Annotated in this window: 24 protein-coding genes, 1 tRNA gene and 1 riboswitch; of the genes, 9 read left to right on the plus strand and 16 right to left on the minus strand. The window is 68.7% G+C overall.

Going from position 1 to position 25337, the window contains the following annotated elements:
• Positions 1–357 precede the first annotated feature (357 nt).
• The 3 genes from H0B54_RS14400 to H0B54_RS14410 form a co-directional block, all read right to left on the minus strand.
• Positions 358–1107 carry a substrate-binding periplasmic protein gene (locus H0B54_RS14400; protein ID WP_188260901.1) on the minus strand — a complete coding sequence of 250 codons (750 nt, stop codon included), beginning with the start codon at positions 1105–1107 and terminating at the stop codon, positions 358–360.
• 245 nt (positions 1108–1352) lie between these two features.
• Positions 1353–2039 carry a 3,4-dihydroxy-2-butanone-4-phosphate synthase gene (ribB, locus tag H0B54_RS14405; RefSeq protein WP_188260902.1) on the minus strand — a complete coding sequence of 229 codons (687 nt, stop codon included), beginning with the start codon at positions 2037–2039 and terminating at the stop codon, positions 1353–1355.
• Between the two features lie 150 nt (positions 2040–2189).
• Positions 2190–2342: riboswitch (FMN riboswitch) on the minus strand.
• 63 nt (positions 2343–2405) lie between these two features.
• A complete protein-coding gene (locus H0B54_RS14410; RefSeq protein ID WP_188260903.1) occupies positions 2406–4094 on the minus strand; it encodes an alpha-amylase family protein in 1689 nt (562 codons plus the stop codon).
• A 196-nt stretch (positions 4095–4290) separates the two neighbouring features.
• On the opposite strand from H0B54_RS14410, the gene H0B54_RS30230 reads away from it, so the two are divergent.
• On the plus strand, positions 4291–5481 hold the full coding sequence (locus H0B54_RS30230) for a calcium-binding protein (RefSeq protein ID WP_188260904.1): 1191 nt from the start codon (positions 4291–4293) through the stop codon (positions 5479–5481).
• Here the strand turns inward: H0B54_RS30230 and rsmD are convergent.
• Genes rsmD through H0B54_RS14430 form a run of 3 tightly spaced genes read right to left on the minus strand, consistent with a single transcriptional unit; the run spans position 5472 to position 7503 of the window.
• Complete coding sequence (gene rsmD, locus H0B54_RS14420) at positions 5472–6065, minus strand: 16S rRNA (guanine(966)-N(2))-methyltransferase RsmD (protein WP_343068943.1); 594 nt, start codon at positions 6063–6065, stop codon at positions 5472–5474. The genes H0B54_RS30230 and rsmD overlap by 10 nt on opposite strands.
• Positions 6046–7233 (minus strand): pseudouridine synthase, encoded by a 1188-nt coding sequence (locus H0B54_RS14425; protein WP_246472526.1) that lies wholly within the window; start codon positions 7231–7233, stop codon positions 6046–6048. The genes rsmD and H0B54_RS14425 overlap by 20 nt, the downstream gene beginning before the upstream one ends.
• 60 nt (positions 7234–7293) lie before the next feature.
• A complete protein-coding gene (locus tag H0B54_RS14430; protein ID WP_014239544.1) occupies positions 7294–7503 on the minus strand; it encodes a dodecin in 210 nt (69 codons plus the stop codon).
• Between the two features lie 113 nt (positions 7504–7616).
• On the opposite strand from H0B54_RS14430, the gene H0B54_RS14435 reads away from it, so the two are divergent.
• Entirely contained in the window at positions 7617–8051 is a 435-nt protein-coding gene (locus H0B54_RS14435) for a nucleoside deaminase (RefSeq protein ID WP_188260937.1), read from the plus strand.
• On the opposite strand, the gene H0B54_RS14440 is transcribed toward H0B54_RS14435, so the two are convergent.
• The 3 genes from H0B54_RS14440 to purD are packed head-to-tail and all read right to left on the minus strand — an operon-like array spanning position 8035 to position 10002.
• Positions 8035–8391 carry a HepT-like ribonuclease domain-containing protein gene (locus tag H0B54_RS14440; protein WP_188260906.1) on the minus strand — a complete coding sequence of 119 codons (357 nt, stop codon included), beginning with the start codon at positions 8389–8391 and terminating at the stop codon, positions 8035–8037. The genes H0B54_RS14435 and H0B54_RS14440 overlap by 17 nt on opposite strands.
• A complete protein-coding gene (locus H0B54_RS14445; RefSeq protein WP_188260907.1) occupies positions 8388–8684 on the minus strand; it encodes a nucleotidyltransferase family protein in 297 nt (98 codons plus the stop codon). The genes H0B54_RS14440 and H0B54_RS14445 overlap by 4 nt, the downstream gene beginning before the upstream one ends.
• 31 nt (positions 8685–8715) lie before the next feature.
• A complete protein-coding gene (purD, locus tag H0B54_RS14450; RefSeq protein ID WP_188260908.1) occupies positions 8716–10002 on the minus strand; it encodes a phosphoribosylamine--glycine ligase in 1287 nt (428 codons plus the stop codon).
• 57 nt (positions 10003–10059) lie between these two features.
• Here purD and xseA point away from each other — a divergent pair, with 57 nt between their 5' ends.
• Positions 10060–11691: an exodeoxyribonuclease VII large subunit gene (gene xseA, locus H0B54_RS14455; RefSeq protein ID WP_246472527.1), complete on the plus strand. Its 1632-nt coding sequence runs from the start codon at positions 10060–10062 to the stop codon at positions 11689–11691.
• Between the two features lie 204 nt (positions 11692–11895).
• On the opposite strand, the gene pyrC is transcribed toward xseA, so the two are convergent.
• Entirely contained in the window at positions 11896–12951 is a 1056-nt protein-coding gene (gene pyrC / locus H0B54_RS14460; RefSeq protein ID WP_188260910.1) for a dihydroorotase, read from the minus strand.
• A 169-nt stretch (positions 12952–13120) separates the two neighbouring features.
• On the opposite strand from pyrC, the gene hisS reads away from it, so the two are divergent.
• The 3 genes from hisS to H0B54_RS14475 all read left to right on the plus strand — a co-directional run bounded on the left by hisS (position 13121) and on the right by H0B54_RS14475 (position 19664).
• Complete coding sequence (hisS, locus tag H0B54_RS14465) at positions 13121–14470, plus strand: histidine--tRNA ligase (RefSeq protein ID WP_188260911.1); 1350 nt, start codon at positions 13121–13123, stop codon at positions 14468–14470.
• 24 nt (positions 14471–14494) lie between these two features.
• Positions 14495–16420, plus strand: a complete 1926-nt coding sequence (locus tag H0B54_RS30235) for a tetratricopeptide repeat protein (protein ID WP_188260912.1) — start codon at positions 14495–14497, stop codon at positions 16418–16420.
• 217 nt (positions 16421–16637) lie between these two features.
• Positions 16638–19664 carry a transglycosylase domain-containing protein gene (locus tag H0B54_RS14475; protein WP_188260913.1) on the plus strand — a complete coding sequence of 1009 codons (3027 nt, stop codon included), beginning with the start codon at positions 16638–16640 and terminating at the stop codon, positions 19662–19664.
• A 99-nt stretch (positions 19665–19763) separates the two neighbouring features.
• On the opposite strand, the gene H0B54_RS14480 is transcribed toward H0B54_RS14475, so the two are convergent.
• The 4 genes from H0B54_RS14480 to H0B54_RS14495 form a co-directional block, all read right to left on the minus strand.
• Positions 19764–20021 (minus strand): hypothetical protein, encoded by a 258-nt coding sequence (locus tag H0B54_RS14480; protein ID WP_188260914.1) that lies wholly within the window; start codon positions 20019–20021, stop codon positions 19764–19766.
• A 164-nt stretch (positions 20022–20185) separates the two neighbouring features.
• The gene (gene bfr / locus H0B54_RS14485; protein ID WP_038529301.1) at positions 20186–20662 is read right to left on the minus strand and encodes a bacterioferritin; all 477 of its coding nucleotides are present in this window, start codon (positions 20660–20662) and stop codon (positions 20186–20188) included.
• A gap of 490 nt (positions 20663–21152) precedes the next feature.
• A complete protein-coding gene (locus H0B54_RS14490; protein WP_188260915.1) occupies positions 21153–21773 on the minus strand; it encodes a hypothetical protein in 621 nt (206 codons plus the stop codon).
• A gap of 156 nt (positions 21774–21929) precedes the next feature.
• Positions 21930–22013, minus strand: a tRNA-Leu gene (locus H0B54_RS14495).
• A 187-nt stretch (positions 22014–22200) separates the two neighbouring features.
• Here H0B54_RS14495 and H0B54_RS14500 point away from each other — a divergent pair.
• Positions 22201–22368 (plus strand): hypothetical protein, encoded by a 168-nt coding sequence (locus tag H0B54_RS14500; protein ID WP_188260916.1) that lies wholly within the window; start codon positions 22201–22203, stop codon positions 22366–22368.
• 52 nt (positions 22369–22420) lie between these two features.
• Here H0B54_RS14500 and H0B54_RS14505 read toward each other — a convergent pair whose 3' ends face one another.
• Both H0B54_RS14505 and H0B54_RS14510 read right to left on the minus strand, forming a co-directional pair.
• The gene (locus H0B54_RS14505; RefSeq protein ID WP_094303180.1) at positions 22421–22666 is read right to left on the minus strand and encodes a hypothetical protein; all 246 of its coding nucleotides are present in this window, start codon (positions 22664–22666) and stop codon (positions 22421–22423) included.
• A 100-nt stretch (positions 22667–22766) separates the two neighbouring features.
• Positions 22767–23543 carry a competence/damage-inducible protein A gene (locus tag H0B54_RS14510; protein ID WP_188260917.1) on the minus strand — a complete coding sequence of 259 codons (777 nt, stop codon included), beginning with the start codon at positions 23541–23543 and terminating at the stop codon, positions 22767–22769.
• 91 nt (positions 23544–23634) lie between these two features.
• Between H0B54_RS14510 and sfsA the strand changes: the two genes are divergently transcribed.
• A complete protein-coding gene (sfsA, locus tag H0B54_RS14515; RefSeq protein ID WP_188260918.1) occupies positions 23635–24363 on the plus strand; it encodes a DNA/RNA nuclease SfsA in 729 nt (242 codons plus the stop codon).
• Positions 24364–24434: 71 nt separating this feature from the next.
• Positions 24435–25268 carry a type I methionyl aminopeptidase gene (gene map, locus H0B54_RS14520; protein WP_188260919.1) on the plus strand — a complete coding sequence of 278 codons (834 nt, stop codon included), beginning with the start codon at positions 24435–24437 and terminating at the stop codon, positions 25266–25268.
• Positions 25269–25337 lie beyond the last annotated feature (69 nt).

The raw sequence follows: 25337 nt of genomic DNA on the forward strand, positions 1-25337 counted from the left end.
GCTCGCAGGGCACCGGCGCGCTGTCCCTGTGGGCCATGAACGGAACCTCCGTCCAGTCCGCTCAGACGCTGACGGTCTCCCCGCAAACCGATTGGAAGCTCCTGTGAAGCCTGAGGCTTTGCATGCAGCCTCGAACCGAGCGGGAGTCATACAGGCGAGCGCCGAATGGCGGACCTGCTCGGCCTTGAGCCTGCTCGGTCTTGAGCCTGCTCGGTCTTGAGGATGTGAGACCAGTTTCCGGTCGAGGCATTGTTCCAGCAGTCGCTTAGCGCTTCCGCCATGTCCATGCGGCGCTGTTCCGTTCCCGCGATGGACGCGAACTCAGGGCGGAGGGGTTTCAGGGGAGCCGGTCACTCCTTACCGCTCCCAGGCGCGGACGATGGCGTCGATGGTGCCGTCCCGCTTGAGCTTTTCGTAGGCTGCCTGCAATCGCTCGGCCTTCTCCGCCCGCAACCTGGGAACGGACATGTAGCGCGGCACCATGGCCAGCGGCTTGGGCAGGATCTTGACGGAACTCGACCGGCCCTCGCTCTCGGCAAGGTATTTGAGCACCTGCAGGTCGCCGGCGATGGCATCGACGCGGCCCAGAAGCAGGCGCCGGAAGGACACGACGTTGCTGCTGCTGCGAACCTTCTCAAAAAGGGGCGATTTGTCGAACTCGGGCGTGTACTCGAAGCCTTCGACGACGCCGATCCGCAGACCCTGCAAGTCGTCGATGCGCGTGTAGGCGATCTCCGAGTTGCTGCGGACCATGAGCACGGTCGCTCCGACACGATAGGGACCAATCAGATGGCCACGCTCCAATCGGCGGGCTGACGTGAAGAACTGGAAGGCGACATCCACTTCATTCTCGTCGTGCGCACGCACCACCTCGGGCCATGCCATGGGGCGATGAACCGGATAGACGCCGATTTCCTTCATCATGGCATCGACGATCTCCGTGTCCATTCCCGTTCGCTTGCCGCGCTCGGTGAAGTTGTACGGCGGGAAATAGTCTTCGGAAGCAACGGTCCAGTTCTCCGCGCGCACCGGGGCCGAGGCCAGAATCAAGGCGGCGACCAGCAATCGCGCCACAATCGCCAAACACACGCGCAGCCTCGTCCTCATCAACCGTCTCCGCTCAAATCCTGAATTTGCGTGCACGACCATCCACGCAGCGGCGCGGCAGGGATGGCCGCCGCGCATCGCCGGGCACCGCGTACAGGGCAATCCGATTGTCCTCAATGGGAAAAGAGCGGGCGGGTGTGATAACGCTCCGGCGGCGGATGTCGATGTCGGCCGTTCCAGCGGACCGATGGGACCGGCCCCGCCCGCGAACGGGAGAGCCGGTCCCACTCATTCACCCAGGCCGGTCACGCCGCGGAGCGCAAACGCATCGCCCCGACCAGATCCTCGATGCTCACCATCGGCATGCCGTTGCGCTCGGCGAAGGCCACCAGTTCGGGCAGGCGGGCCATGGTGCCGTCCGGGTTCATCACCTCGCACAGCACCCCCGCCGGACGGCGCCCGGCCAGCGTGGTCAGCTCGATGGTCGCCTCGGTGTGGCCGCGCCGGGCCGCCAAGCCCCCGGCGTGCGCGCGGATCGGGAAGACATGGCCGGGCCGGGCGAGGTCCTCCGGCCGGCAGCCGTCGGCGATGGCGGTGCGGATGGTGGTCACCCGGTCCGCCGCCGACACCCCCGTCGTCACGCCCTCCCGCGCCTCGATGGAGACGGTGAAGGCGGTGCCGAAGCGCGCCGTGTTGCTGCCGACCATGGGCGGCAGGTCGAGGCGGCGCGTGTCCGCGTCGGTCAGGATCAGGCAGACGATCCCCGACCCTTCGCGGATCAGCAGGGCCATCTGTTCGGCGGTGATGGTTTCGGCGGCGTAGATCACGTCGCCTTCGTTCTCGCGGTCTTCGTCATCCACAACGACGACCCCGCCCCCTTGACGGATGGCGTCCACGGCGCGGATCACCCGCTCCTCGGCGGTGCCAAAGCGGTCGAGAAGGCCGGTGGAGGACGTGGTGGAAAGCTGGTTGCTGGCAAAGGTCTGATTCACGGTTCTCACTCCGGTTGGGGCGAGCCTGAATCAGGGCGCAAAGAGACATTCGGCGGCGCGCGGGATGCCCCACGCGGACCACCGTCGCAGGCCACCGCACGCGCCCCACGCCCAACGCCATGCGCTGCGGGCGGACCACGGCGATGACCGGCTCGTCCTCTTCCATCCGGACTGTCACCGTCGGCTCCGGCCTTGAACCGGATCTGCTGACCTCCCGGCCTGACGGCCGGGAGCGCTCGCGGGCTCCCCCTCGTGCGAGGGGCTACCGCCGGTCGGGATTTTCACCCTGCCCTGAGAACAAGCGTCTGATGCGCCGCCCCCGGCTGGGGACGACGCAACCAGCGTCCCCCAGCGGGCCGGACAAAGTCAAGACCGCTTTGCCCCGCCGACCGGCCCCTCCGTCCGGCGCAGCAGGTAGTCCAGCCCGCCCAGCCGGTACCAGCGGTAGCCGTAGGGCTCCAGCACCAGGCGGTGCCGCCCGTCCTCCTCGGGGTCGTTGTGGTCCTCGGCCAGCAGATTGACCAGGCGCGGCGATTTTCCCTCGCCATCGACCGCCAGCGCGACCTCGTGGGGACGGTCGTCGAGGTTGTGAACGACGAGCACCGAGTTGTTCCGCCAGTCGTAGCGGATCGCCAGCACCGCGTTCGATCCGGTGGGAAGCACCTGATAATCGCCCCAGCCGATCTCCGGGCATTCCTTGCGCATGCGGATGATGCGTTCGGTCCAGTTCAGCAGGGCGGTCGGTTCGCGGCGCTGGTGGGCGGCGTTGATCCTTTCATAGCCGTAGGCGCCGCCGCTGATGACCGGCAGCACGGGATTGTCCGCCTTGGTGAAGCCGCCCTGCGGCTCGTCCGACCACTGCATGGGGGTGCGGGCGCAGTCGCGCTCCGGCAGGGACAGGTCATCGCCCATGCCGATCTCGTCGCCGTATCGCAGCACCGGCGTGCCCGGCAGCGTGAACAGCAGGCTGTAGGCCAGCTCCAGCCACCGGCGGTCGCCGCGCAGCATCGGGGCCAGCCGCCGCCGGATGCCGCGGTCATAGAGCTGCATGTTCTTGTCCGGCCCGAAGGCATCGAACACGCGCTTGCGCTGCGCCTCGGTCAGGCGCCCGAGGTCCAGCTCGTCGTGGTTGCGCAGGAACAGTCCCCATTGGTTGGTGCTGGGCCGCGGCACCCGGGTGACATCCAGGGCCTTGGCCAGCGGCCGCGTGTCCGCCGTGGCCAGGGCGTAAAACAGGGTCTGGTTGACCTGGAAATTGAAAACCATCTGCATGCGGTCGCCGTCGTCGCCGAAATACTCCTGGTCGACGGTCGGCAGCACGTTGGCTTCAGCCAGCAGAACGGCGTCGCCGCACCGCCACTGCACGAACTCCCGAAAGGTGCGGAGCATGTCGAACTGCTGCTTGGACTTCTTCACCTCCGGCCCCTTGGTCGCGATGACGAAGGGCACGGCGTCCATGCGGAAACCCGACACGCCCAGCTCGATCCAGAAGCCCATCACCTTCAGCAGTTCGGCCTGCACCTCCGGGTTGGCGGTGTTCAGGTCCGGCTGGAACTCGTAGAAGCGGTGGAAGTAATAGGCGCGGGCCTCCTTGTCCCAACTCCAGGTCGTCTTCTGCACGCCGGGAAAGACGACGCCCTCGTCGGCGTCGGACGGCTTCTCGTCCGACCAGACGTACCAGTTCCGGTAGGGGGACTCCGGGTCCTTGCGCGCCGCCTGGAACCAGGGGTGCTGGTCCGAGGTGTGGTTGACCACGAGGTCGATGATGACGCGGATGCCGCGTTGCTTGCAGGCGTGGCTGAACTCCACGAAGTCGCCCAGCGTGCCGTAGCGCGGATCGACGTTGTAGTAGTCGGCCACGTCATAGCCGTGGTCCCGCATCGGCGACGGCTGGAACGGCCCCAGCCAGAGGCAGGTCACGCCCAGCCCCTGCAGATAGTCCAGCCGACGCTGCAAGCCCTGGAAATCACCGGTCCCGTCTCCGTTGGCGTCCATGAAGGTGCCGACCGACAGGTTGTAGATGACCGCGTTCTTGTACCAGAGATCCTTGATCATGGCCCGCCCCCGCATAAAACTGCCTAGGCCATAACAGGACCGACCGGCCGAGGTCCCTCCGCCCCGCCGATCCAACCGTAAGGGGGTGTCCTACGCCCCTAGGAAAATGGTTAATGTATAGTTAAGGTCACAAGAAAGCCTGCAATCCTGCCCGCATGATGTCCCCCAAGACGCACAGAACCAGGGGAACCGTGCCATGAAGCGTGCCATGCGCCAGACCGCCGCCCAGAACAACGCCAGCCAGAGCGGCGGCGCCCAGACCACCACGACGCAGGCCGTCAGCTACACCTACGGGAACAACGCCGGCACCCTGGCGGCGGCTCCCGCGGCGCCGGCTCCCACCAGCTTCGCCCCGGTGACCGTCAACTACGCGGAAACGCGGGCGGACGGCGGGTTCGGCTGGGATGTGAAGTACGATCTCTCCTTCGACGGCACGGCCTTCACCGTGCAGACGCGCATCCACCTGACCGGCGACGACGCCGGATCCCTGAAGCAGGTCTGGGAGCAGGGGATCGAGGGGATCTGGAGCGACAAGTACAGCCTGTCGGACGGCACCAGCAGTTACGCCATCCGCTTCGACGTGCAGTTCGTGGGGGCCGGCAGCCAGCATTACAACGTGAACGTCAGCAACAGCTACGGGCGCTGCGACATGCTGAACTGGTGCACCCAGACCGACTGGGGTCCCGACTACCAGGACGAGCTGGCGGCCCACGAGTTCGGGCACATGATCGGCGCCTTCGATGAGTATGCGGGCGGGGCCACCTACGGCAACTTCGCCGCCACCGGCACCATCATGTCGGACCTGACCCCGACGCTGCGGCCCAACTACATGAACTCCATCGACTATTACGCCGAACAGTTCACCGGCAAGAGCTTCCAGATCGCAGAGGTCCCGAAGAACCTGACGCTGACCGGCAACAGCTGGGCCGACAGCCTCTATGGCGGGGCGGGCAACGACACGCTGAGCGGGCTGAGCGCCAACGACCAACTGTTCGGTGGTGCGGGCAACGACCTGCTGTGGGGCGATGCCGGAAACGACACGCTGCGCGGGCAGGCCGGGAACGACGCGTTGCACGGCGGTTCGGGCGCCGACCTGCTGATGGGGGACGAGGGGAACGACACGTTGTGGGGCGATGCCGGCAATGACACGCTGTGGGGCGGCGCCGGGACGGACCTGTACGTCTTCACGCGCGGCGGCGGGCAGGACCGCATCGCCGACTTCGGCCCCACGCAGAACGACCGCATCCAGATTGCATCCAACATGACCTACCGCCTGGGATCGGACGGCAACGGCGGCGCTCTGCTCGACTTCGGCGGGGGCGACCGGCTGATCCTGGCCGGGGTCACCCCGATCCAGGTCACCTCGTCCTTCTTCACCTACGGCTGAGGCGGTTTTACCTCCGGAGGCGGCCCGTAGCGCAGGAACTGGACACGGGTGTCGCCGTAGCGGCGCTCGTCCAGGTCCGCGAAGCCGGGCGGCAGGGGCAGCGGGTCGCGTCCGGCGACCTCCACCACCAGGACGGCGCCGGGAGCCAGCCAGCCGGCCTTGACCAGCCCGGCCAGCGCCCGCGGCGCCAGATCCTGGCCGTAGGGGGGGTCGAGGAAGGCCAGCGTGCAGGGACGGAGCGGTGGCGGCGGGCGGGTGGCGTCGGCGCGCAGGACCGCGGCGTTCGCCCCCTCCCCCAGCGCCGCGACGTTCGCCCGCACGGCGTCCAGGGCGGCGCGGCCCAGGTCGAGGAAGCTGGCGTGGGCGGCCCCGCGGGACAGCGCCTCCAGCCCCAGGGCGCCGGTTCCGCAGAAGGCGTCCACGACGACGGCGCCCTCCAGCAGGTCGGCGCCGTCCGGCCCCCAGTCGGCGTGGGACAGGATGTTGAACAGGGATTCGCGGGTGCGGTCGGTGGTCGGCCGCGTGTCGCTCCCCCCCGGGGCGGCCAGCCGCCGCCCGCGGTGCTTACCGCCGACGATCCGCACGGGTCCGCTCCGGCCCGCGGCCACCCTCGGAGGCGCCTCCGCCACCGCGCGGCTTCGGCCCCGGCTTCCCACCGCCGCCGGGCTTGCCGCCCTTCAGCGTCAGCGTGCCGGGCTTGCCCGCCGGCTTGCCATCCGTCCTGGCGGAGGCCGGCTTGCCGGACGCGAAACCGCCCGCTGCCGGCTTGGCCGGGCCACGCCGGTCGGACGCGGCCTTCGGCTCCGCCTTGGCCCAGCCGGCCTTGGCGTCGCGCGGCTTGGACGCCTTCGCCGGAGCGGCGGAACGGCCCTTGGCGCCTTCGGCACCGGCGCTCTCACTCTTGACAGCCTTGGTGGAAGAGGTCTTGCCCTTGGCCTTGCCCTCCTCCGCCGGATCGGCGCCGGTGAAGAATCGGGACACCTGCTCGCGCACCACGCGCTTCGGCACCTCCTCGACGGCGCTCTCCTCCAGCTTGCCGAGCTGGAAGGGGCCGTAGGCGACGCGGATCAGCCGGTTCACCTGGAGGTCCAGCGCCTCCATCACCTTGCGGATCTCGCGGTTCTTGCCTTCCTTCAGGCTGACGGTCAGCCAGGCGTTGCGGCCCTGGATGCGGTCCAGAACGGCTTCGATGGGACCGTACTTCACCCCGTCGATGGTCGGTCCCTTCGCCAGCTCGGCCAGCTTCACCTCGTTCACTTCGCCGAAGACGCGCACGCGGTAGCGGCGGGTCCAGCCGGTGGCCGGCAGTTCCAGGAAGCGGGCCAGCTCGCCGTCGTTGGTCAGCAGCAGCAACCCTTCGGTCGTCAGGTCGAGCCGACCGACCGAGATGACACGCGGCATGTCCGGCGGCAGCCGTTCGAAGACGGTGGTGCGGCCCTTCTCGTCGCGGGCGGTGGTGACCAGCCCGGACGGCTTGTAATAGCGCCACAGCCGCGCCGGTTCCGGCTCGGGGATGACCTTGCCGTCCACCTGCACGACGTCGCCGGACCGCACGACGCAGGCCGGGCTGTCCAGGGTCGTGCCGTTGACGGCCACGCGGCCGTCGGTGATCCAGCGCTCGGCGTCGCGGCGCGAGCACAGGCCCGCGCGCGCCAGCCGCTTGGCGATGCGCTCGCCGGCATCGGGCTCGCCCGCGTCCGCATCGGCGGCGCCGGGCATGGCTTTGGAATGGTCGAAATCGGGGGTGTCCATGGGCACGGACCATAGGGCTTGCAAGCCCCGCCCGCAACCCACGGCACGGGGTCCCCGCCGTTATTCTTCGAGGCGGAAGCCGACCTTCATCACCACTTGGAAGTGGGCGACCTTTCCACCGCTGACGTGGCCGCGGATTTCGCCCACCTCGAACCAGTCGACGTTCTTCAGCGTCTTGGACGCCCGCTCGATGCCGTTGCGGATGGCGTCGTCGATGGTGGTCTCGGCGGTGCCGACGATTTCCACCTTCTTGTAGACATGGTTGCTCATGACTGTCCTCCCTGTTTCGTCCGATGCTTAACAACGCCGAAGGGCGTTCCGCGGCTTGACGAAAACAGGGACCGCCGGGCAGGGTGCCCCGCATGAGCCGCCCCCCCTCCCCCATGGACATCGCCTTCGACGAGGCCGAAGCCGCCGCATCCCGCGGGGAGGTGCCGGTGGGTGCCGTGGTGGTCGATCCGGCGACCGGCGCCGTGCTCGCCCGCGCCGGCAACCGGACCGAGGAGTTGAACGACCCCACCGCCCACGCCGAGGTGCTGGCGATCCGCGCCGCCTGCACAGCGCTCGGCGAGCCGCGCCTGCCCGGTCTGGACCTCTATGTGACGCTGGAGCCCTGCGCGCTCTGCGCCGCGGCGATCAGCTTCGCCCGGCTGCGGCGGGTCTATTTCGGCGCCTACGACCCCAAGGGCGGCGGGGTGGAGCATGGCCCCCGCTTCTACCACCAACCCACCTGCCACCACGCCCCGGACGTCTACGGCGGCATCGACGAGACGCGGGCGGGGGACATGCTGAGGGAGTTCTTCAGGGGGCGGCGCTAGGGTCTTCCATACTCTCGTTCAGGATGGCTGCGATCCGGTGATCCACATCGGGAAGCCGGTGCACGACCACGTCCCATACGATGGCCAGATCGACGCCCAGGTAATTGTGGATCAGCACGTCGCGAAGCGCCGCCATGTTCTTCCATGGAAGGTCGGAATGTTGTGATCGCAGCTCCGGCGAAAGCTTCTTCGTTGCTTCGCCGATAATCTCCAGATTGCGGATGACGCCGTCCTGAAGGAGCGTGCGGGTGAAAAAGTCGTCGCGCCCGGTGGCCGTATACTCCATCACACGGCGGATGGCCTCGCGGATGTGTTCCAGATAAGCACGGTCAGCGGTCACAGGGATCGCGCCGACCGAAGAATTCCGTCGCGCATGTAAGGCGACAGGCCACGCTCTGTCACCACATCAACGGCAGCGCCGGTTCGTTCCTCCAAAGCGTGCTTCAATTCGATCAGGTCGAACAAATCCCGCCCTGGCTCCAACTCCACGAGAAGGTCCAGGTCGCTGTCGGGCCGTGCCCTCCCCGTGGCACGGGAGCCGAAGACGCGCAGGTTGCTGGCTCCGTAACGGGAAGCCAGAGCCTTGATGTCTTCGGCTGACACGCCAGCCGGCAGTTGGAGCGCCGTCGCCATGCCCCTATTATAGCGTCAAAGCGGGGCGCCGTCAGCGCCCCACCGCCCGCCAGCCAATGTCGCGGCGGCAGAAGCCGTCCGGCCAGTCCAGCGCGTCGACGCCCTGATAGGCACGCTTCTGCGCCTCGGCCACGGTCGGGGCCTTGGCGGTCACGCCCAGGACGCGCCCGCCGGTGGACAGCACCCGCCCATCGACCCGCTTCGTGCCGGCGTGGAAGACGGTGACGCCCTCCACCGCGTTGGCGGCGTCGAAGCCCTTGATCTCCGTGTTCTTCACGTAATCGCCAGGGTAGCCGTTCGCCGCCATGACGACGCACAGCGCCGTCTCGTCGTGCCAGCGCAGGTCGATGTTCTTCAACTGGCCGTCCGCCGCCGCGATCAGGGCGGCCAGCGCGTCGGACTTCAGGCGCATCATCAGCGTCTGGCATTCCGGGTCGCCGAAGCGGACGTTGAACTCCAGCGTCTTCGGCACCGGGTTGCCGTCGGCGTCCTTGCCGATCATCAGGCCGGCGAACAGCACGCCCTTGAAGGGGCGCCCCTCCGCCGCCATGCCCTTGACGGTCGGCTCGACGATCTCGCGCATCACGCGGGCCTGGAGGTCCGGGGTCAGCGCCGGGGCCGGGGAGTAGGCGCCCATGCCGCCGGTGTTCGGGCCGGTGTCGCCGTCGCCCACCGCCTTGTGGTCCTGGGCCGAGGCCAGCGGCAGGGCCGATTCACCGTCGCACAGCGCGAAGAAGCTGACCTCCTCGCCGTCCAGGAACTCCTCGACCACCACCTCGGCCCCGGCGGCGCCGAAGCGGCCCTCGACCAGGGCCTCGTCGATGGCGGCGAAGGCCTCCTCCTCGGTGCGGGCGACGGTCACGCCCTTGCCGGCGGCCAGACCGTCGGCCTTGACCACGATGGGGGCGCCGTTCTTGCGCACGAAGTCCTTGGCGGCCTCGACGTCCTTGAAGCGGCCATAGGCGGCGGTCGGCACGCCGTACTTGGCCAGGATGTCCTTCATGAAACCCTTGGAGCCCTCAAGCTCCGCCGCCGCGGCGCTGGGGCCGAAGGCCTTGATGCCGATGGCGGTCAGCTTGTCGACGAGGCCCAGCACCAGCGGCCCTTCCGGCCCGACGACCACGAAGTCGACGGCCTTGTCCTGGGCGAAGCGGACCAGGGCGTCCACGTCCTCGGCGCCGATGGCGACGCATTCGGCCACGTCCGCGATGCCGGCGTTGCCCGGCGCGCAGTAGAGCGTGTCGCACAGCGGCGAGTTCTGAATGGCCCAGCACAGCGCATGCTCGCGCCCACCCGACCCGACCACCAGGACTTTCATGGCACCTCGTCCTTCCACGCTTGTTGCCGACACCGCGCCTTGTATCATGGTGCCGCCATGACTCAAGACCTTGATATGACCTCTCCGCTGATCGCCCCCGAGCCGCGCCCCGGCTCGAACCTGCCGGAATTCTCGGTGGGCGACCTCGCCCGGCGCCTGAAGCGCAGCATCGAGGAGGAGTTCGGCTTCGTCCGCGTGCGCGGCGAGATCTCCCAGCCCAAGCGGCACAGCTCCGGCCACTGCTACCTCCGCCTGAAGGACGACACGGCGGTGATCGAGGCGGTGTGCTGGCGCGGCACCGCGTCGAAGCTGGCCGTCCAGCCGGCGGAGGGGCTGGAGGTCATCGTCACCGGGCGCATGACGACCTACCCCGGACGCTCGCAATACCAGCTCATCATCGAGTCGATGGAGCTGGCCGGCGAGGGCGCTCTTCTGAAGATGCTGGAGGAGCGCAAGAAGCGCCTCGCGGCGGAGGGGCTGTTCGACGCCGGGCGCAAGAAGCCCATCCCCTTCCTGCCCGACGTGATCGGCGTCGTCACCTCCCCCACCGGGGCGGTCATCCGCGACATCCTGCACCGGCTGCACGACCGTTTCCCGCGCCGGGTCCTGCTCTGGCCGGTCGCCGTCCAGGGCGAGCGGGCGGCGGCGGAGGTCACCGCGGCGATCGAGGGCTTCAACCGCATCGTCCCCGGCGGGCCGGTGCCGCGCCCGGACCTGCTGATCGTGGCGCGCGGCGGCGGCTCGCTGGAGGACCTGATGGCCTTCAACGAGGAGAACGTCGTCCGCGCGGCGGCGGCCAGCCGCATCCCGCTGATCTCCGCGGTCGGGCACGAGACGGACACCACCCTGATCGACTTCGCGTCCGACCGCCGCGCCCCCACCCCCACGGCGGCGGCGGAGATGGCCGTTCCGGTGCGGGCGGAGCTGCTCGCCCAGGTGCTGGACGACGAGCGGCGCATGGTCGGGGCCGCCACCCGGATGCTGGCCGAGCGGCGGACGCGGGTGGAGGGGCTGGCCCGCGGCCTCGGCGACCCGCGCGCCCTGCTGGAAAGCCACGCCCAGCGGCTGGACGACCGGGCGGAGCGGCTGGCGCTGGCCGCCGCCGCCCTGCTCGACCGCCGCCGCACCCGCCTGAACGAGCTGGGTGCGGCGCTGCGCCACCCGCGCGAGAAGCTGGCCGAGGCCGGGCAGCGGCTGGCGTCGGAATCCCGCGCGCTCGATGGCGCGCTGCGCCACGCCGTCGTCGCGGCGCGCGGCCAGTATGAGCGGGTGAGCGGACGGCTGACGCTCGGCCCGATCCGCGTGAAGTTCGGCGACGGCAGCCGGCGGATGTCCGACCTGACGCCCCGGCTGGACCGCAGCTACGGCAAGGCGGTGGAGGAGCGCGCGGCGAAGCTGGCGGCGGTGGGGCAGCTTCTGGAAAGCTATTCCTACAAGGGCGTCCTGGAGCGCGGCTTCGCTCTGGTGCAATCCGGCGACGGCAAGCCGCTGACCAGGGCCGCCCAGGCCACGCCGGGTCTGGCGGTGTCGCTGGTCTTCGCCGATGGCCAAGCCGCCGCGACGGTGGACGGTGGGCCGCGGGTGGATGTTCCGCCCGCCGCTGCGCCAGAGCCGAAGCCCAAGGCGGCCAAGGCCAAGCCAGAGCCAAAGAAGCCGCAGCGCCCGCCGGTTCAGGGGAGTCTTTTCTGAGGGTGACCCTGCCCCCACCCTAACCCTCCCCCGCTATCGCAGGGGAGGGAACTGCCGCCGCTTCGCAGAAGGCACCCTCCCCTGCACAGCTCTCGCGCAAACCAAAGGTTTGCGCTGACGCGGCAGGCGGACCGAAGGTCCGCCGAGAGCGGGGGAGGGTCGGGGTGGGGGCAACCGCAGCAGCAACGCCCGCCCCGCAGCCCCTCAAGCCGCGCCGACGAAGCTCCAGCGCGTCGTCTCGCCGCTGCGGAAGGGCAGCACGGCCTCGCCGTCGGCGGTCAGCACGATGTCCGGCGTCGTGGACGGCGTGCGCTCCAGCACCACCTTGTCCTCGTTGACCGGCAGGCCGTAGAAGCGCGGGCCGTTCAGGCTGGCGAAGGCCTCCAGCTTGTCCAGCGCGCCCGCCTCGTCGAAGGCTTCGGCGTAAAGTTCCAGGGCGTTGGCCGCGGTGAAGCAGCCGGCGCAGCCGCAGGCGCTCTCCTTCGCGGTCACCGTGTGCGGGGCGGTGTCGGTGCCCAGGAAGAACGGCCCCTCGCCCGAGGTCGCCGCCTCGACCAGCGCCACGCGGTGCGTCTCGCGCTTGGCGATGGGCAGGCAGTAGAGGTGCGGGCGGATGCCGCCGGCGAACAGGTGGCTGCGGTTGATCAGCAGGTGGTGCGCCGTGATCGTCGCCCCCACCCGGCCCGAGGCGGCGTGCTCGCGCACGAAGGCCACGGCCTCCGCGGTGGTCGCGTGCTCCAGCACCACGCGCAGCGCCGTGTAACGCTCCAGCAGCGGGCCGAGGGTGCGCTCCAGGAACACCGCCTCGCGGTCGAAGATGTCGACATGGGCGTCGGTCACCTCGCCATGGATCAACAGCGGCATGCCGATCTCCGCCATGCGCTCCAGCACCGGCGCGATCTTGCCGAGGTCGGTCACGCCGTGGGCGCTGTTGGTGGTGGCGTTGGCCGGGTAGAGCTTGGCGGCGGCGAACACGCCGTCTTCGAAGCCCTGGGCCAGATCCTCGGCGTCGGTGCCGTCGGTCAGATAGGCGGTCATCAGCGGCGTGAAGGACTGGTCCGCCGGCAGGGCCGCCAGGATGCGCTCCCGATAGGCGACGGCGTCGGCGGCCTTGGTCACCGGCGGCTTCAGGTTCGGCATGATGATGGCGCGGCCGAACTGGCGGGCGGTGAAGGGCAGCACCGCCTTCAGCATGGCGCCGTCGCGCAGGTGCACATGCCAGTCGTCGGGACGGCGGAGGACGAGACGGTCGGTGGGCATGGCGGCTCCGGCACGGATGTGTGGGGGTTTGCCGGAGTTCTAGCCCCTTACGGCCCCCCGCTCAACGGTATCGGGGCGGTATCCGGCCACTGCGCTGGTGACGGGACCGGCGAAAGCCGCTAGAACCCTAGCCGAATCCCTAGGGACATTCGAAGCCGGACCCGCGCCGATGAGCCTGATCACCCCCCGCACCCCGCCCGGAACGATGGAGCTGCTGCCGCGCCAGCAAGTGGCCTTCCAGCGTCTTCTCGACACCATCCGCCGCGGCTACGAGCGGTTCGGCTTCGTGCCGGTGGAAACCCCGGTGTTCGAGACGGTGGACACCCTGCTGACCAAGTCCGGCGGCGAGACCGAGAAGCAGGTCTATTTCGTTCAGTCCACCGGCGCCCTCCAGCAGGGGAACAAGCCGGACATCGCGCTGCGCTTCGACCTGACGGTGCCGCTCGCCCGCTACGTGGCGGAGCATGAGCGCGACCTCGCCTTCCCCTTCCGCCGCTACCAGATCCAGCGCGTCTACCGCGGGGAACGGGCGCAGCGCGGGCGCTTCCGCGAATTCTACCAGTGCGACATCGACGTGATCGGCAAGGACAGCCTGTCCGCCCATTACGACGCGGAGATCCCGGCGGTCATCTACCACGTCTTCAGCGAACTGGACTTCGGCGGCTTCACCATCAACGTGAACAACCGCAAGGTCCTGCTCGGCCTGCTCGACGGGCTGGGCGTGGACGACGCGGAGAAGCGCGTCCTGGTCCTGCGTGAGATCGACAAGCTGGACAAGATCGGCCGCGACAAGGTGCGCGACAGCCTGACCGGCCTCGGCATGACCGCCGACGCGGCGGAAACGATCCTGTCCCTGATCGACGCCAAGGGCACGAACGAGGAGACGCTCGCCGCGCTGGGCGCGCTGGGCATCGAGAACGAGACCTTCCGCCAGGGCGTTTCGGAGCTGACCACCGTCGTCCAGGGGCTGAAGGCCCTCCAGGTGCCGGACGGCGTGGTGCGCATCAACCTCGCCATCGCGCGCGGGCTCGACTACTACACCGGCACCGTCTACGAGACCTTCCTGAACGACCATCCGGGGATCGGCAGCGTGTGCTCCGGCGGGCGCTACGACAACCTCGCCAGCCACTACACCAAGTCGAAGCTGCCGGGTGTCGGCATCTCCATCGGCGCGACGCGGCTGTTCTACCAGCTCATGGAGGCCGGCATCATCAAGGACGGCGGCGCCACCGCCCAGGTCCTGGTGACGCAGATGGACCCGGCCCTGTCCGCCGACTATTACAGCCTCGCGACGGCGCTGCGTGCGGCGGGCATCAACACGGAAATCCAGCTCGACGGCGGCAAGCTCGCCAAGCAGATGAAATATGCCGACAAGGCGGGCATCCCGCTGGTCGTCCTGATGGGCTCCGACGAGAAGGCCCGCGGCACGGCGACGCTGAAGCATCTGGTGAAGGGCGAGCAGGTTGAAGTCCCGCTGGCCGACCTCGCCGCCAAGGCGAAGGAACTGCTGGGGGCATAGTCCCCACCACAGAAGGCCCCGCCCATGGCCACCGTCGCCGAAGCCCTGAACCTTGCGCTCGACCATCATCTGTCCGGGCGGCTGGAGGAGGCGCGGCTGCTCTACGGCCGCATCCTGGCGGTGGACCCGGACAACCCCCACGCCCTGCATTTCGCCGGGCTGCTGGCGGCCCAGACCGGCGCGGTGACGGACGGGGTGGCGATGATCCGCAAGGCGGCGGCGCGGCTGCCGCTCGCCGCCGACATCCACGGCAACCTCGGCAAGGCGCTGATGGCGCTGGGAACGCCGGACGGAGCGGCGCAGGCCGCGAGCGCCTTCCGCAGCGTCCTCGCTCTGCAACCCGACGGCGCCGGTGACTGGTTCGCCCTGGGCGGCGCCCTGATCGAGGCCGGCGACGGACTCGCCGCCCAGCGTGCCCTGACCCGCGCCCTGACGGCCAGCGCCGCCACCGACAGCGAGCCTCTGGCCGAAGCGTTCGAGCGGGCCGGTATGCTGCTCTACGCCGCCGCCGATTGGGCGGGCGCCGCCGACGCCTTCCGCAAGGCGCGCAGCCTCGCCCCGCAGCGGGCCGAGGCGCACCGCAAGCTCGGCGCCGCGCTGGCCCAGACGGGCGACCCGGAGGGCGCCGTGGAGGCGCTGGACGCGGCGCTGCGGCTCGATCCCACCTTGGCCGAGGCGCAGACCAACCTCGTCCATCTCCTGGTCACGCTGGGCCGTTTCGACGAGGCGGAACGGGCCGGCCGCCGGGCGGTGGCGCTGGACCCCGGCAACGCCGACGCCTACGGCAACATGGTGCCGCTGCTGGAACAGACCGTCCGCGTCGCTGAGGCGCTGCGCCAGTGCCGGCGCGCGGCGCGCATCGCCCCGGAGCGGGCCGCCTTCCACCGCAACCGCCTGTCCCTTCTGCTGCACGAGGGCCGCCGCGACGAGGCCGTCGCCGCCGGGCGGGAGGCCATCCGCCTCGCCCCCGCCGACGCCGACGCCCATTTGGCGCTCGCCGTCGCCCTGCTCGCTTCCGGGCAAATGCGCGAGGGTTGGGAGGAGTTCGAGTGGCGCTGGGAGACCCGGCAGCTCAACCCCGTGCACCGCGGCTTCCCCCAGCCGCAATGGACGGGGGCGGAGGATGTGGCGGGCCGGACCATCCTGCTCTACGCCGAACAGGGACTCGGCGACACCCTGCAGTTCGTCCGCTACGCGCCGCGGCTGGCCGAGCGGGGGGCGCGGGTGATCGTCGGCTGCTCCCCCGCCCTGGTCCGGCTGATGGAGCGGGTGGACGGCGTGTCGGCCGCCGTCGCCTGGGGCGGGGAGCTTCCCGCCTTCGACCTGCACATCCCGATGATGAGCCTGCCCCGCGCCTTCGGGACGGATCTGGACAGCATCCCGGCCGCGGTGCCCTATCTTCGCGCCGACCCCGCCGACGTCGCGGTCTGGCGTGAGCGCGTGCCGGCGGACGGGCGTCCGCGAGTCGGGCTGGTCTGGGCCGGCTCGCCGCGCACGGTGCGTGGGGTGGCGAGCCCGATCGACCGGCGGCGCAGCCTGCCGCTGGCCGCCCTGGCTCCCCTGGCCGATGTGGCGGGGGTGCGCTTCGTCAGCCTTCAGATGGGGCCGGGCGCGGCGCAGCTGGCCGAGCCTCCAGCGGGAATGGACATCGTCGACCCAATGGGCAGCGTCCGCGACTTCGCCGACACGGCGGCGCTGGCCGAGACGCTGGACCTCGTCATCACGGTGGACACCTCCGTCTGCCACCTCGCGGGCGGGCTGGGACGGCCGACCTGGACGCTCTCGCGCGCCGACGCCTGCTGGCGCTGGCTGGGCAACCGGGAGGTCAACCCCTGGTACCCGACCATGCGGGTGTTCGGCCAGGACCGCTCCGGCGACTGGTCGGGCGTGGTCACCCGCCTGCGCGCGGCGTTAACGGATTTCGTGGCAACACACAGTCACACTTCTTAACCACACAACCAATGGGCGCATTCGTGGCGCCGACGCAACGGTCCGCTACGAATTTGAGTTACACCGATTTCGAGGCGGACTCGCACTCTCGAAGGGCGAGGGATTACACCGGTTGTTAACCAAGGCGCCTCTACATTCCGGCCATATCGCTCGGCCAATTTGCCGAGCATTTTAACCAATTCGCGGGCGTCGCTCGCGGTCATGGCTGGAGCCGGACATGACACGGTTGTGGGTGCGGCGTGCGATCTGGGGTGTGACGCTGGCGGCGACGCTGGGCGGCGGCGCCCTCCTGGCGCAGGAGGAGATGCGCACGTCGCGATTGCAGGCCCGCCTGCTCGCCGGCTACGCCAAGGACATGACCTACACGCTGCGCGAGGGGCCGAACCCCGCCGCGCGCCACCCCACCCAGGGTCCCTACAACGAGCGGATGGGCTATGTCGGTCTGCCCGGCTATCTGCGCTCGCTGACCACGGACATGTACGCGGTGGAGATGCAGGCGCATTTGTCGCCGACGCTCGACCAGTTCATGGCCGCCGGCGGCTTCCCGATCTACCACGAGAAGACGCGCGCCGGCCTGACCCTGCTCGACCGCAACGGCACCGCGCTGTTCTCCGCCCGCTACCCGGAGCGGGTCTTCGCCAAGTTCGATGACGTGCCGCCGCTGGTCGCCGCAACGCTGCTGTTCATCGAGAACCGCGAGCTGCTGAACACCGACGAGCCGCGCCGCAACCCCGCCGTGGAGTGGGACCGCTTCGCCGGCGCCGTGGCGATGCTGCCGGTGCAGTGGGTCAAGCCCGGCCAGCGCTCCCCCGGCGGCTCGACCCTGGCGACCCAGATCGAGAAGTACCGCCACTCCCCCGACGGCCAGACGAACGGCGCCATGGAGAAGCTGCGCCAGATGATCTCGGCCAGCACCCGCGCCTATCTGGACGGCGAGGACACCGGCGCCCACCGCCGGCGCATCCTGATCGACTATCTGAACTCCACCCCGCTGACCGGGCGTCCCGGCTTCGGCGAGGTGAACGGGCTGGGCGACGGGTTGTGGGCCTGGTTCGGCACCGACCTCGCCATCGCCGAGAAGGTGCTGTCGGAGGAACCCGCCGACGCCCGCGCCCTGCAGGTGAAGGCGCTGGCCTACAAGCAGGTGCTGAGCCTCCTGCTCGCCCAGCGCCGCCCCTCCTATTACCTGATCCAGGACCGTCCGGCGCTGGAGCGGCTGGCCGACAGCCACCTGCGCGTGCTGCACAGCGCGGGTGTGATCGACACCGCGCTGCGCGACGCGGCGCTCGGCCTGACGCTGAAGTTCCGCGAGGACCCGCCGCAGGCCCAGACCGCCAATTTCGTGGAGCAGAAAGCCCCCAACGCCATCCGCGCACGGCTTCTCTCCATGCTCGGCGTGTCCAGCCTCTACCAGCTCGACCGCATCGACCTGACCGCCGAATCGACGCTGGACGCCCCGGCGCAGCAGCGCGTGGTGGAGGTGCTGGCGAAGCTGGGCGACCCGGCCTTCGCCGCGCAGATGGGGCTGACCGGCGAACGACTGCTCGACACCAAGGGCAGCGACCTGTCCAAGATCATCTATTCGGTCACGCTCTACGAACGGGGATCGGACGCCAACTACCTGCGCGTCCAGGCCGACAATCTCGACCAGCCGCTGGACATCAACGAGGGCGCCAAGCTCGACCTCGGCTCCACGGCGAAGCTGCGCACGCTGGCGACCTACCTGGAGATCGTGGCGGAGCTGCACACCCGCTACGCCCATCTGCCCAAGGACTTCCTCGCCGACGTTGAGGAGGAGGCGTCCGACAACCTGACGCGCTGGGCCGCCAACTGGCTGGCGACCTCCGGCAACCGCGGGCTGAGCGCCATGCTCGACGCCGCCATGGAGCGCCGCTATTCGGCGAACCCCGGCGAGGCCTTCTTCACCGGCGGCGGGCTGCACAGCTTCGTGAACTTCAACGCCAAGGACAACGGCAGCATCCTGACCGTGACCGAGTCGCTGCGCAATTCGGTCAACCTGCCCTTCATCCGCATGATGCGCGACATCGTGCAGTTCTATCTGTCCGAAGGCGGCGACGACAGCACCGACATCCTGCACAACCCCGACCACCCCGCCCGCCAAGCCTATCTCGCCCGCTTCGCCGACAAGGAAGGCAGCGACTTCCTGAACCGCTTCTACAACAGCTACCGGAAGCACACGCCGGACGCGATGCTGAACATGCTGGCCAGCCGGTCGCGCCCGATGCCGCACCGCCTGTCGGTCATCTTCCGCACCGTGCGCCCGCAGGCCGGGGTCAAGGAGTTCGGCGCCTTCCTGCGCGCCCGCCTGCCTGACGCCAAGCTGGACGACGGCGACATCGCGTCGCTCTACGGCAAGTACGGGCCGGACAAGTTCCCGCTGAACGACCTCGGCTATCTGGCGCGCGTCCATCCGCTGGAGCTGTGGCTGGTCTCCTACCTGCAGAAGCGCCCCGACGCCAAGCGGCAGGAGGTGCTGGAGGCCAGCGTCCAGGAGCGCCAGGAAAGCTACCGCTGGCTGTTCAAGAAGGGCCAGTCGGCCCAGAACACCCGCATCCGCATCGGGCTGGAGGAGGAAGCCTTCCAGCGCATCACCGAGCAGTGGCGCAAGCTGGGCTACCCTTTCGAAACGCTCGTCCCGTCCTTCGCCACGGCCATCGGCAGTTCCGCCGACCGCCCGGCGGCCCTGGCCGAGCTGGTGGGCATCATCCAGAACGATGGGGTGCGCCAGCCGACCGTGCGCGTGCGCAAGCTGCATTTCGCCGCCGGCACGCCCTACGAGGCCGTTGTCGGCCTGGGCGAGCTGCGCGGCCAGCGCGTGATGAAGGCGGAGGTCGCGGCCACCCTGCGCAAGGCGCTGATGGACGTGGCGCAGAACGGCACGGCCAAGCGCGTCTGGGGCTCCTTCAAGGACTCGGCGGGGGCGGTCATTCCGATCGGCGGCAAGACCGGCACGGGCGACCACCGGCTGGACCGCTACGGCCCCGGCGGGCACCTGATCGAATCGCGGGCGGTGAACCGGACGGCGACCTTCGCCTTCTACATCGGCGACCGCTTCTTCGGCACCATGACCGCCTTCGTCCATGGGCCGGAGGCCGACAACTACCGCTTCACCAGCGCCCTGCCCGCCCAGCTTCTGAAGAGCATCGCCCCGGCGCTGCAGCCCCTCATCGATCCCGGCGTGACCAAGACGGCCGACACCGGCAAGCCGCAGACGGGGCTATGATGTCGGGGCTGTGACCCACACTCGGAACTGGAAAGGCCCGCTCCGGGAAACCGGAGGGGGCCTTTTTCGTGAACCGAGGAGAAGACGGCCGGGCGCGCCTTACGCCAGGGCGGGCTCCTGCGCGGTGGAGACGGCAGCCGGCAGGGAGACCAGCAGCAGTTCCAGCTCCGCCGCGGCGACGTTCAGCGGCAGGCCGGGACGGTAACCGCGCAGGGTCTCCAGCGCCCGGTCGAAGGCGCTCTCATGATCGCCCTGATCCAGGTCGCTTTCATCCAGCGCCGCCAGATAGGCGTGCGCGACGGCGGCGGTCTCCTCCGGCGTCAGGTCGTCAACCTGCAAGGACGTGATGGGGAGCATGATGGCGGTTCCCGTACAAACTGAAGCGGAAACCCGCAAGCTACGACAACATGGTTAACAAGGCGTTGCTCACTCCACCTTGCCGCTCCGCGCAAAAGGGGGGGCGACGGGGGGCGCAGTCGCGGCCGCGCCCGTCCGAACAGCCTTGGGCGGCTCCGAGCGGATCAGCTCTCGCCGTAGATCTGCTCCTGTTGGTAGGCGACGATGCCCACACGCTGGATCAGGTCGAGCTGCGTCTCGATCCAGTCGATGTGCTCTTCGGTGTCGTCCAACAGTTCGGTGAGCTGCGCGCGGGTCTCGTAATCGCGGACCTGCTCGCACAGGGTGATGGCGTCGATCAGGTCGGTGCGGGCCTTATGCTCCACCTTCAGATCGTTGCCGAGCATTTCCGGTACGTCCTCACCGATCATCAGCTTGCCCAGATCCTGGAGGTTGGGAAGACCTTCCAGGAACAGGATGCGCTCGATCATCTTGTCGGCGTGCTTCATCTCGTCGATGGATTCTACGTAGATCTTGTGCGCAATGCGCTTCAGACCCCAATTCTTCAGCATGCGGGCATGCAGGAAGTACTGGTTGATCGCCGTCAGCTCGTTGGTCAGGATCTTGTTCAAATGGGTGATGACCTGCGGATCGCCCTTCACGTCCTGCCTCCTGCGGTTCGTTTGTCGGTTTGTCGGGTTTCGGAAAAGACCATGCCCGAATTATGGACCCCTGGCAACCGCTTGAACACCGAAATTTGGAGAAATCGCGGCCTATCGCATCACGCGATGCCCTGTTGTTGCGAGTGAATATCAGACGCAACCGCCGGATGACCGCGACAGCATCGGCCGGCATTGGCTTGGAGCATTACTTTTCAAACGTTTTTCTTATAAGCAACATTGGGGACCGAAGCCGTCACTTGCGCCTCCGGAGTGGCAGCCTGATCCCTGGCCGCCGATACAAGTCCGGACGGCGTAGAAACTTCCCTGCGGAGAATTTGTTGGCGATTGACTCGGCTCACGTTCCCCCCTGACACGACCGCGATCGAGGGGCCGTGCCATCCGCCCGCGCGAAACGGGTTGATGCTGACCGCCCGCGTGGTCTGGGGGGGGCGGTGACGGGCGGCTTGGCCGCCGCCCTGATGAGGAACGCTCAGTTCCGCTTCGCCGGCGTCGGGGGAATCGGTTTCACCGGAGCGTTTTCCGCACGGGCGACATCATAGCTGAAGGACGGCAAAAGCCGCTCCACCAGCTCCCGGTCCAGCCGGTTGGCGCAGGCGTAGCCGTAGGTTGCGCTTCGGTAGCCGGGCAGGGTGGCCGCCGGGGCGGCCCTGACGCGAAAGGCCATGCAGGACTTGCCGCTCAGGAGGAACGTCTGCGTTTCGTACTCCTGGCCGCCCATGGTCTCGTTCCGCGGCTCCCCCCAGTCCGTGCCGTTCGCCGCCACGTTGTTGTAGGTGCGGACGGCGCTTCGCAGATCGCCCTGGGTGATGAAGGTGTTGTGCCCGGCCACATGATGGACGACGTCGGCGTGCCCGCCGGGAATCTGGAAATGACGATGATGAACCGTGCTCATAACCTCCGCCCGCTCGGACGTCACGCGGTAGCATTTCCCCCAGGTCGGCGTGTAGACGTTGCTCCAACTGGATTGGATCGGCGAACGGTCGCAGTCGATCTGCACCCGCTCCCCTGTGTTGTATCCCGCCGTCTGGCAGGACGCCGACAGCAGCACCAGCCCCGCAAGCACCGTCCCACGAACCACGCCCCGACTCATAACCCCTCTCCCCTGATGAGTGTGCAAGCGTCACCGCTTGCGACCTCGGCGAGCGTACAGGATGGTCGGGGCCGGACGAACAGGGGGGTTGGTTCCGGGACAATCTGTCTCACGCCCCAGGCGAGGGCGGCGGCCTGCGCTCCGTCCTTGGAGGCATGGTGCGGGCGGCGGGACTCGAACCCGCATGCCGTTGGCGAAGGATTTTAAGTCCTTTGCGTCTACCGATTCCGCCACGCCCGCGCACCGTCGCGGATCGGCTCGGAGAACAGGTTGCCCCCGCCCGCCGGAGTTGCATATCACTGTATGCAGCCCACCGTTCCGCTGGATTGACTTAGACAATCAGCGGGCGTTTGGTCAAGGATTGAGCGCGTTTCGGACGCCGGACACGCAAAAATCCCCGCAACCCTGGCGTTCAAGGGAGGTGAGTTTGGAGTCGATCAACTGGCTGGGCGTGGTGAGCGTGCTGATGGTCGCCGTGCTGGTCGTGCCGGCGACCTTGCGGCGCAACCGCAACACCTGGCTGCCCTACGCGGCGGTCTGGGTCGCCGCCATCGTGGCGCTGGTCTGGGCGTACGACAGCTTCGGGCCGTTCTGAGCGGCCCAGGTCCGGCCGGGTTTCATCCGGGCGGGTGTCCGTCCGGCGCCGGTCAGGGCCGCGTGTCCTCGTTCAGGGTCATGATGCCGATGCCCATCGCCACGCTGCCGAAGGTGAGGATGAGGCTGGCATACAGCATGATCGCGGCAATGATACCGTGATCGCTGCTTCCCATCAGCGTCGCCAGATTGGCGACGTCGAGAACCAAAAGCCCCGTCGCCAAGACAACAGCCCCGGCCACGCCGGATGCCAGATGCTTCAGCAAGAACAGGATCGCCGCTTTTTCGAAGGGTTTCATGGCACGACTTTTCATAACCGTCACTTCCCAGTCCTCAACATAGAATTACCTATGGCGGCGACAATATGACCAAGGATGGCTTGGCGTCGTAGGGACCGTTCTAGCCTTTGGTCCCCACCGTGACGTTCGGCGTACCGCCCAAGCGCAGGACGATGCCCGCCAGTTCCTCCGTGGCCGCCACCAAGCGGGCCTCGTCCGTGCCGCGCAGCACGAGGCTGACGCCGAAGAAGCCGTTGCGGAAATAGGGATAGCTGCCGATTTCCAAATCCTGATAGCGATCCTGCAGGGCGCCGAGATCCGCGGCGATCTGCCCCTCGGCCAGTTCGCAGGCGACGGTGCGGGCGTGCAGGTCCGGCCCGCCCTCCAGCTGCGGCAGGACGCCGTCCAGCATCGCCTGCATGATGTTGGGCACGCCCGCCATGACGAAGACGTTGCCGATGCGGAAGCCCGGCGCGGCGCTGATCGGGTTGTCGATCAACGACGCCCCCGCCGGGATGTTGGCCATGCGCAGCCGCGCCTCGTTCAGCTTCGACGGATCGCCGTAATGGCGCTCCAGCCGGGCCACGGCCTCGGCGTTGCGTTCCAGCGGCACGCCGAAGGCCTTGGCGACGCAGGCCGACGTGATGTCGTCGTGGGTCGGTCCGATGCCGCCCGTGGTGAAGACGTAACCGTAGCGGCCGCGCAGGGCGTCCAGCGCCGCGATGATCTCCTCCTCCACATCCGGGACGACGCGCGCCTCGCGCAGGCGGACGCCGATGCCCACCAGCTTCTCCGCGATGTGCGGCAGGTTGGCGTCCTTGGTGCGGCCCGACAGGATCTCGTTGCCGATGACCAGGACGGCGGCGGTCGGGTTGGGCGTGGCGGAGGAAGAGGACATGCGGAGTCGGCTCCGTTCTCGGTTGAGGCGGGGATGACGGGACCGGCGGGCTTGCCGGACGGCGGGGGCGCGCTTTAACCTAGGGCCCAAGATGCGCTTCCCCACCCCCCTCCTGCAAGGCCGCCTCGTCCGCCGCTACAAGCGGTTCCTCGCCGACGTGGACCTCGACGGCGCGCTGGTCACCGCCCATGTGCCGAATTCGGGCAGCATGATCGGGCTGGACGCCCCCGGCTCCGCCGTCTGGCTGTCGCGGTCGGACAACCCCAAGCGCAAACTCGCCCACACGCTGGAGCTGGTCGAGGCGCTGGACGATCCGGACGCGCCCTGCCTCGTCGGCGTCAACACCTCGCATCCCAACGGGCTGGTCGCCGCCGCCATCGCCGCCGGCACCGTCCCGGAGCTGGCCGGCTACGCCCGGCTGCGCCGCGAGGTGAAGTACGGGCGCAACTCCCGCATCGACATCCTGCTGGAGGACGAGGCCCGGCCGCCGGCCTATGTCGAGGTCAAGAACGTCCATCTGCGCCGTCCCGCCCAGGGCGACGGGCGGGCTGCGGAGTTCCCGGACTGCGTGACCGCCCGCGGGGCCAAGCATCTGGTGGAGATGGCGGAGATGGTCCGCCAGGGCGCGCGGGCTGTCATGGTCTACCTTGTGCAGCGCGCCGACTGCGCTTACTTCCGAGTCGCCGCCGACATCGACCCCGCCTACGCCGCCGGATTGCGCCTCGCGCTCGAATCGGGGGTGGAAGCCGTGTGCTGGTCCTGTAGGATCACCCCGCAGGCGATCGAGCTGGAACGGCCGCTGCCGATCCGCACGGATTGACCGCAATCTCTGTTCGCCGCCGGGCCTGCCGGCGCGTTTTCTTGGGACCTGATCTGTAAGGGACGACTCTCTTGGACCACGACGACCTCGATTCCCATCGCATCCGGATTCATGGGCCGGAGGATTTCGAGGGCATGCGCAAGGCCGGACGGCTGGCCGCGGCCACGCTCGATTTCATCACGCCTTACGTCCAGCCCGGCGTCACCACCGGCGAGCTGGACCGGTTGCTGGAACAGCACATCCGCGACCATGGCGGCGTCCCGGCCCCGCTCGGCTACCGCGGCTTTCCGAAGGCCAACTGCATCTCCGTCAACCATGTGGTCTGCCACGGCATTCCCGGCGACAAGCGGCTGCAGAACGGCGACATCCTGAACATCGACGTCACCCCCATCCTGGACGGCTGGTACGGCGACAGCAGTCGCATGTATCTGTGCGGCGACGTCGGCGTGAAGGCGAAGAAGCTGGTGGACGTCACCTACGACGCGCTGATGATCGGCATCGCTCAGGTGAAGCCGGGCGCCACGCTGGGCGACATCGGCCACGCCATCCAGACCTTCGCGGAAAGCCAGCGCTATTCGGTGGTCCGCGACTTCTGCGGCCACGGGCTGGGCCGCGTCTTCCACGAGCCGCCGTCGGTCCTGCATTTCGGCAACCCCGGCACCGGCGCCGTTCTGCGCGAAGGCATGATCTTCACCATCGAGCCGATGATCAACGCCGGACGCTACGACGTGAAGATCCTCGGCGACGGCTGGACCGCCGTGACCAAGGACAAGTCGCTGTCCGCCCAGTTCGAGCATTCCATCGGCGTGACCAAGGACGGCTGCGAGATCTTCACCCTGTCCCCTGCCGGCTTCCACAAGCCCCCCTACGCCGTCCCGGCCGAGGAAGCGACCGCAGCCGTATGATATTCCCGCGGATGTGATTTTCGCGCGGAAGAGGTATAGTCCCGACGCACACATTCGTATGGTGGCGTC

The organism is Azospirillum tabaci, from assembly GCF_014596085.1.
Taxonomy (GTDB): Bacteria; Pseudomonadota; Alphaproteobacteria; order Azospirillales; family Azospirillaceae; genus Azospirillum; species Azospirillum tabaci.

Bases quoted from the DNA above. Each gene is read 5' to 3' on its own strand.
- H0B54_RS14490 (WP_188260915.1), bottom strand. From the start codon at position 21,773: ATGAGTCGGGGCGTGGTTCGTGGGACGGTGCTTGCGGGGCTGGTGCTG.
- H0B54_RS14425 (WP_246472526.1), bottom strand. From the start codon at position 7,233: ATGGACACCCCCGATTTCGACCATTCCAAAGCCATGCCCGGCGCCGCC.
- pyrC (WP_188260910.1), bottom strand. From the start codon at position 12,951: ATGCCCACCGACCGTCTCGTCCTCCGCCGTCCCGACGACTGGCATGTG.
- H0B54_RS14505 (WP_094303180.1), bottom strand. From the start codon at position 22,666: ATGAAACCCTTCGAAAAAGCGGCGATCCTGTTCTTGCTGAAGCATCTG.
- H0B54_RS14480 (WP_188260914.1), bottom strand. From the start codon at position 20,021: ATGCTCCCCATCACGTCCTTGCAGGTTGACGACCTGACGCCGGAGGAG.
- H0B54_RS14400 (WP_188260901.1), bottom strand. From the start codon at position 1,107: ATGAGGACGAGGCTGCGCGTGTGTTTGGCGATTGTGGCGCGATTGCTG.
- purD (WP_188260908.1), bottom strand. From the start codon at position 10,002: ATGAAAGTCCTGGTGGTCGGGTCGGGTGGGCGCGAGCATGCGCTGTGC.
- H0B54_RS14430 (WP_014239544.1), bottom strand. From the start codon at position 7,503: ATGAGCAACCATGTCTACAAGAAGGTGGAAATCGTCGGCACCGCCGAG.
- H0B54_RS14510 (WP_188260917.1), bottom strand. From the start codon at position 23,543: ATGTCCTCTTCCTCCGCCACGCCCAACCCGACCGCCGCCGTCCTGGTC.
- H0B54_RS14445 (WP_188260907.1), bottom strand. From the start codon at position 8,684: ATGGCGACGGCGCTCCAACTGCCGGCTGGCGTGTCAGCCGAAGACATC.
- sfsA (WP_188260918.1), top strand. From the start codon at position 23,635: ATGCGCTTCCCCACCCCCCTCCTGCAAGGCCGCCTCGTCCGCCGCTAC.
- H0B54_RS14410 (WP_188260903.1), bottom strand. From the start codon at position 4,094: ATGATCAAGGATCTCTGGTACAAGAACGCGGTCATCTACAACCTGTCG.
- H0B54_RS14475 (WP_188260913.1), top strand. From the start codon at position 16,638: ATGACACGGTTGTGGGTGCGGCGTGCGATCTGGGGTGTGACGCTGGCG.
- H0B54_RS14435 (WP_188260937.1), top strand. From the start codon at position 7,617: ATGGACATCGCCTTCGACGAGGCCGAAGCCGCCGCATCCCGCGGGGAG.
- xseA (WP_246472527.1), top strand. From the start codon at position 10,060: ATGACTCAAGACCTTGATATGACCTCTCCGCTGATCGCCCCCGAGCCG.
- H0B54_RS30235 (WP_188260912.1), top strand. From the start codon at position 14,495: ATGGCCACCGTCGCCGAAGCCCTGAACCTTGCGCTCGACCATCATCTG.
- H0B54_RS30230 (WP_188260904.1), top strand. From the start codon at position 4,291: ATGAAGCGTGCCATGCGCCAGACCGCCGCCCAGAACAACGCCAGCCAG.
- hisS (WP_188260911.1), top strand. From the start codon at position 13,121: ATGAGCCTGATCACCCCCCGCACCCCGCCCGGAACGATGGAGCTGCTG.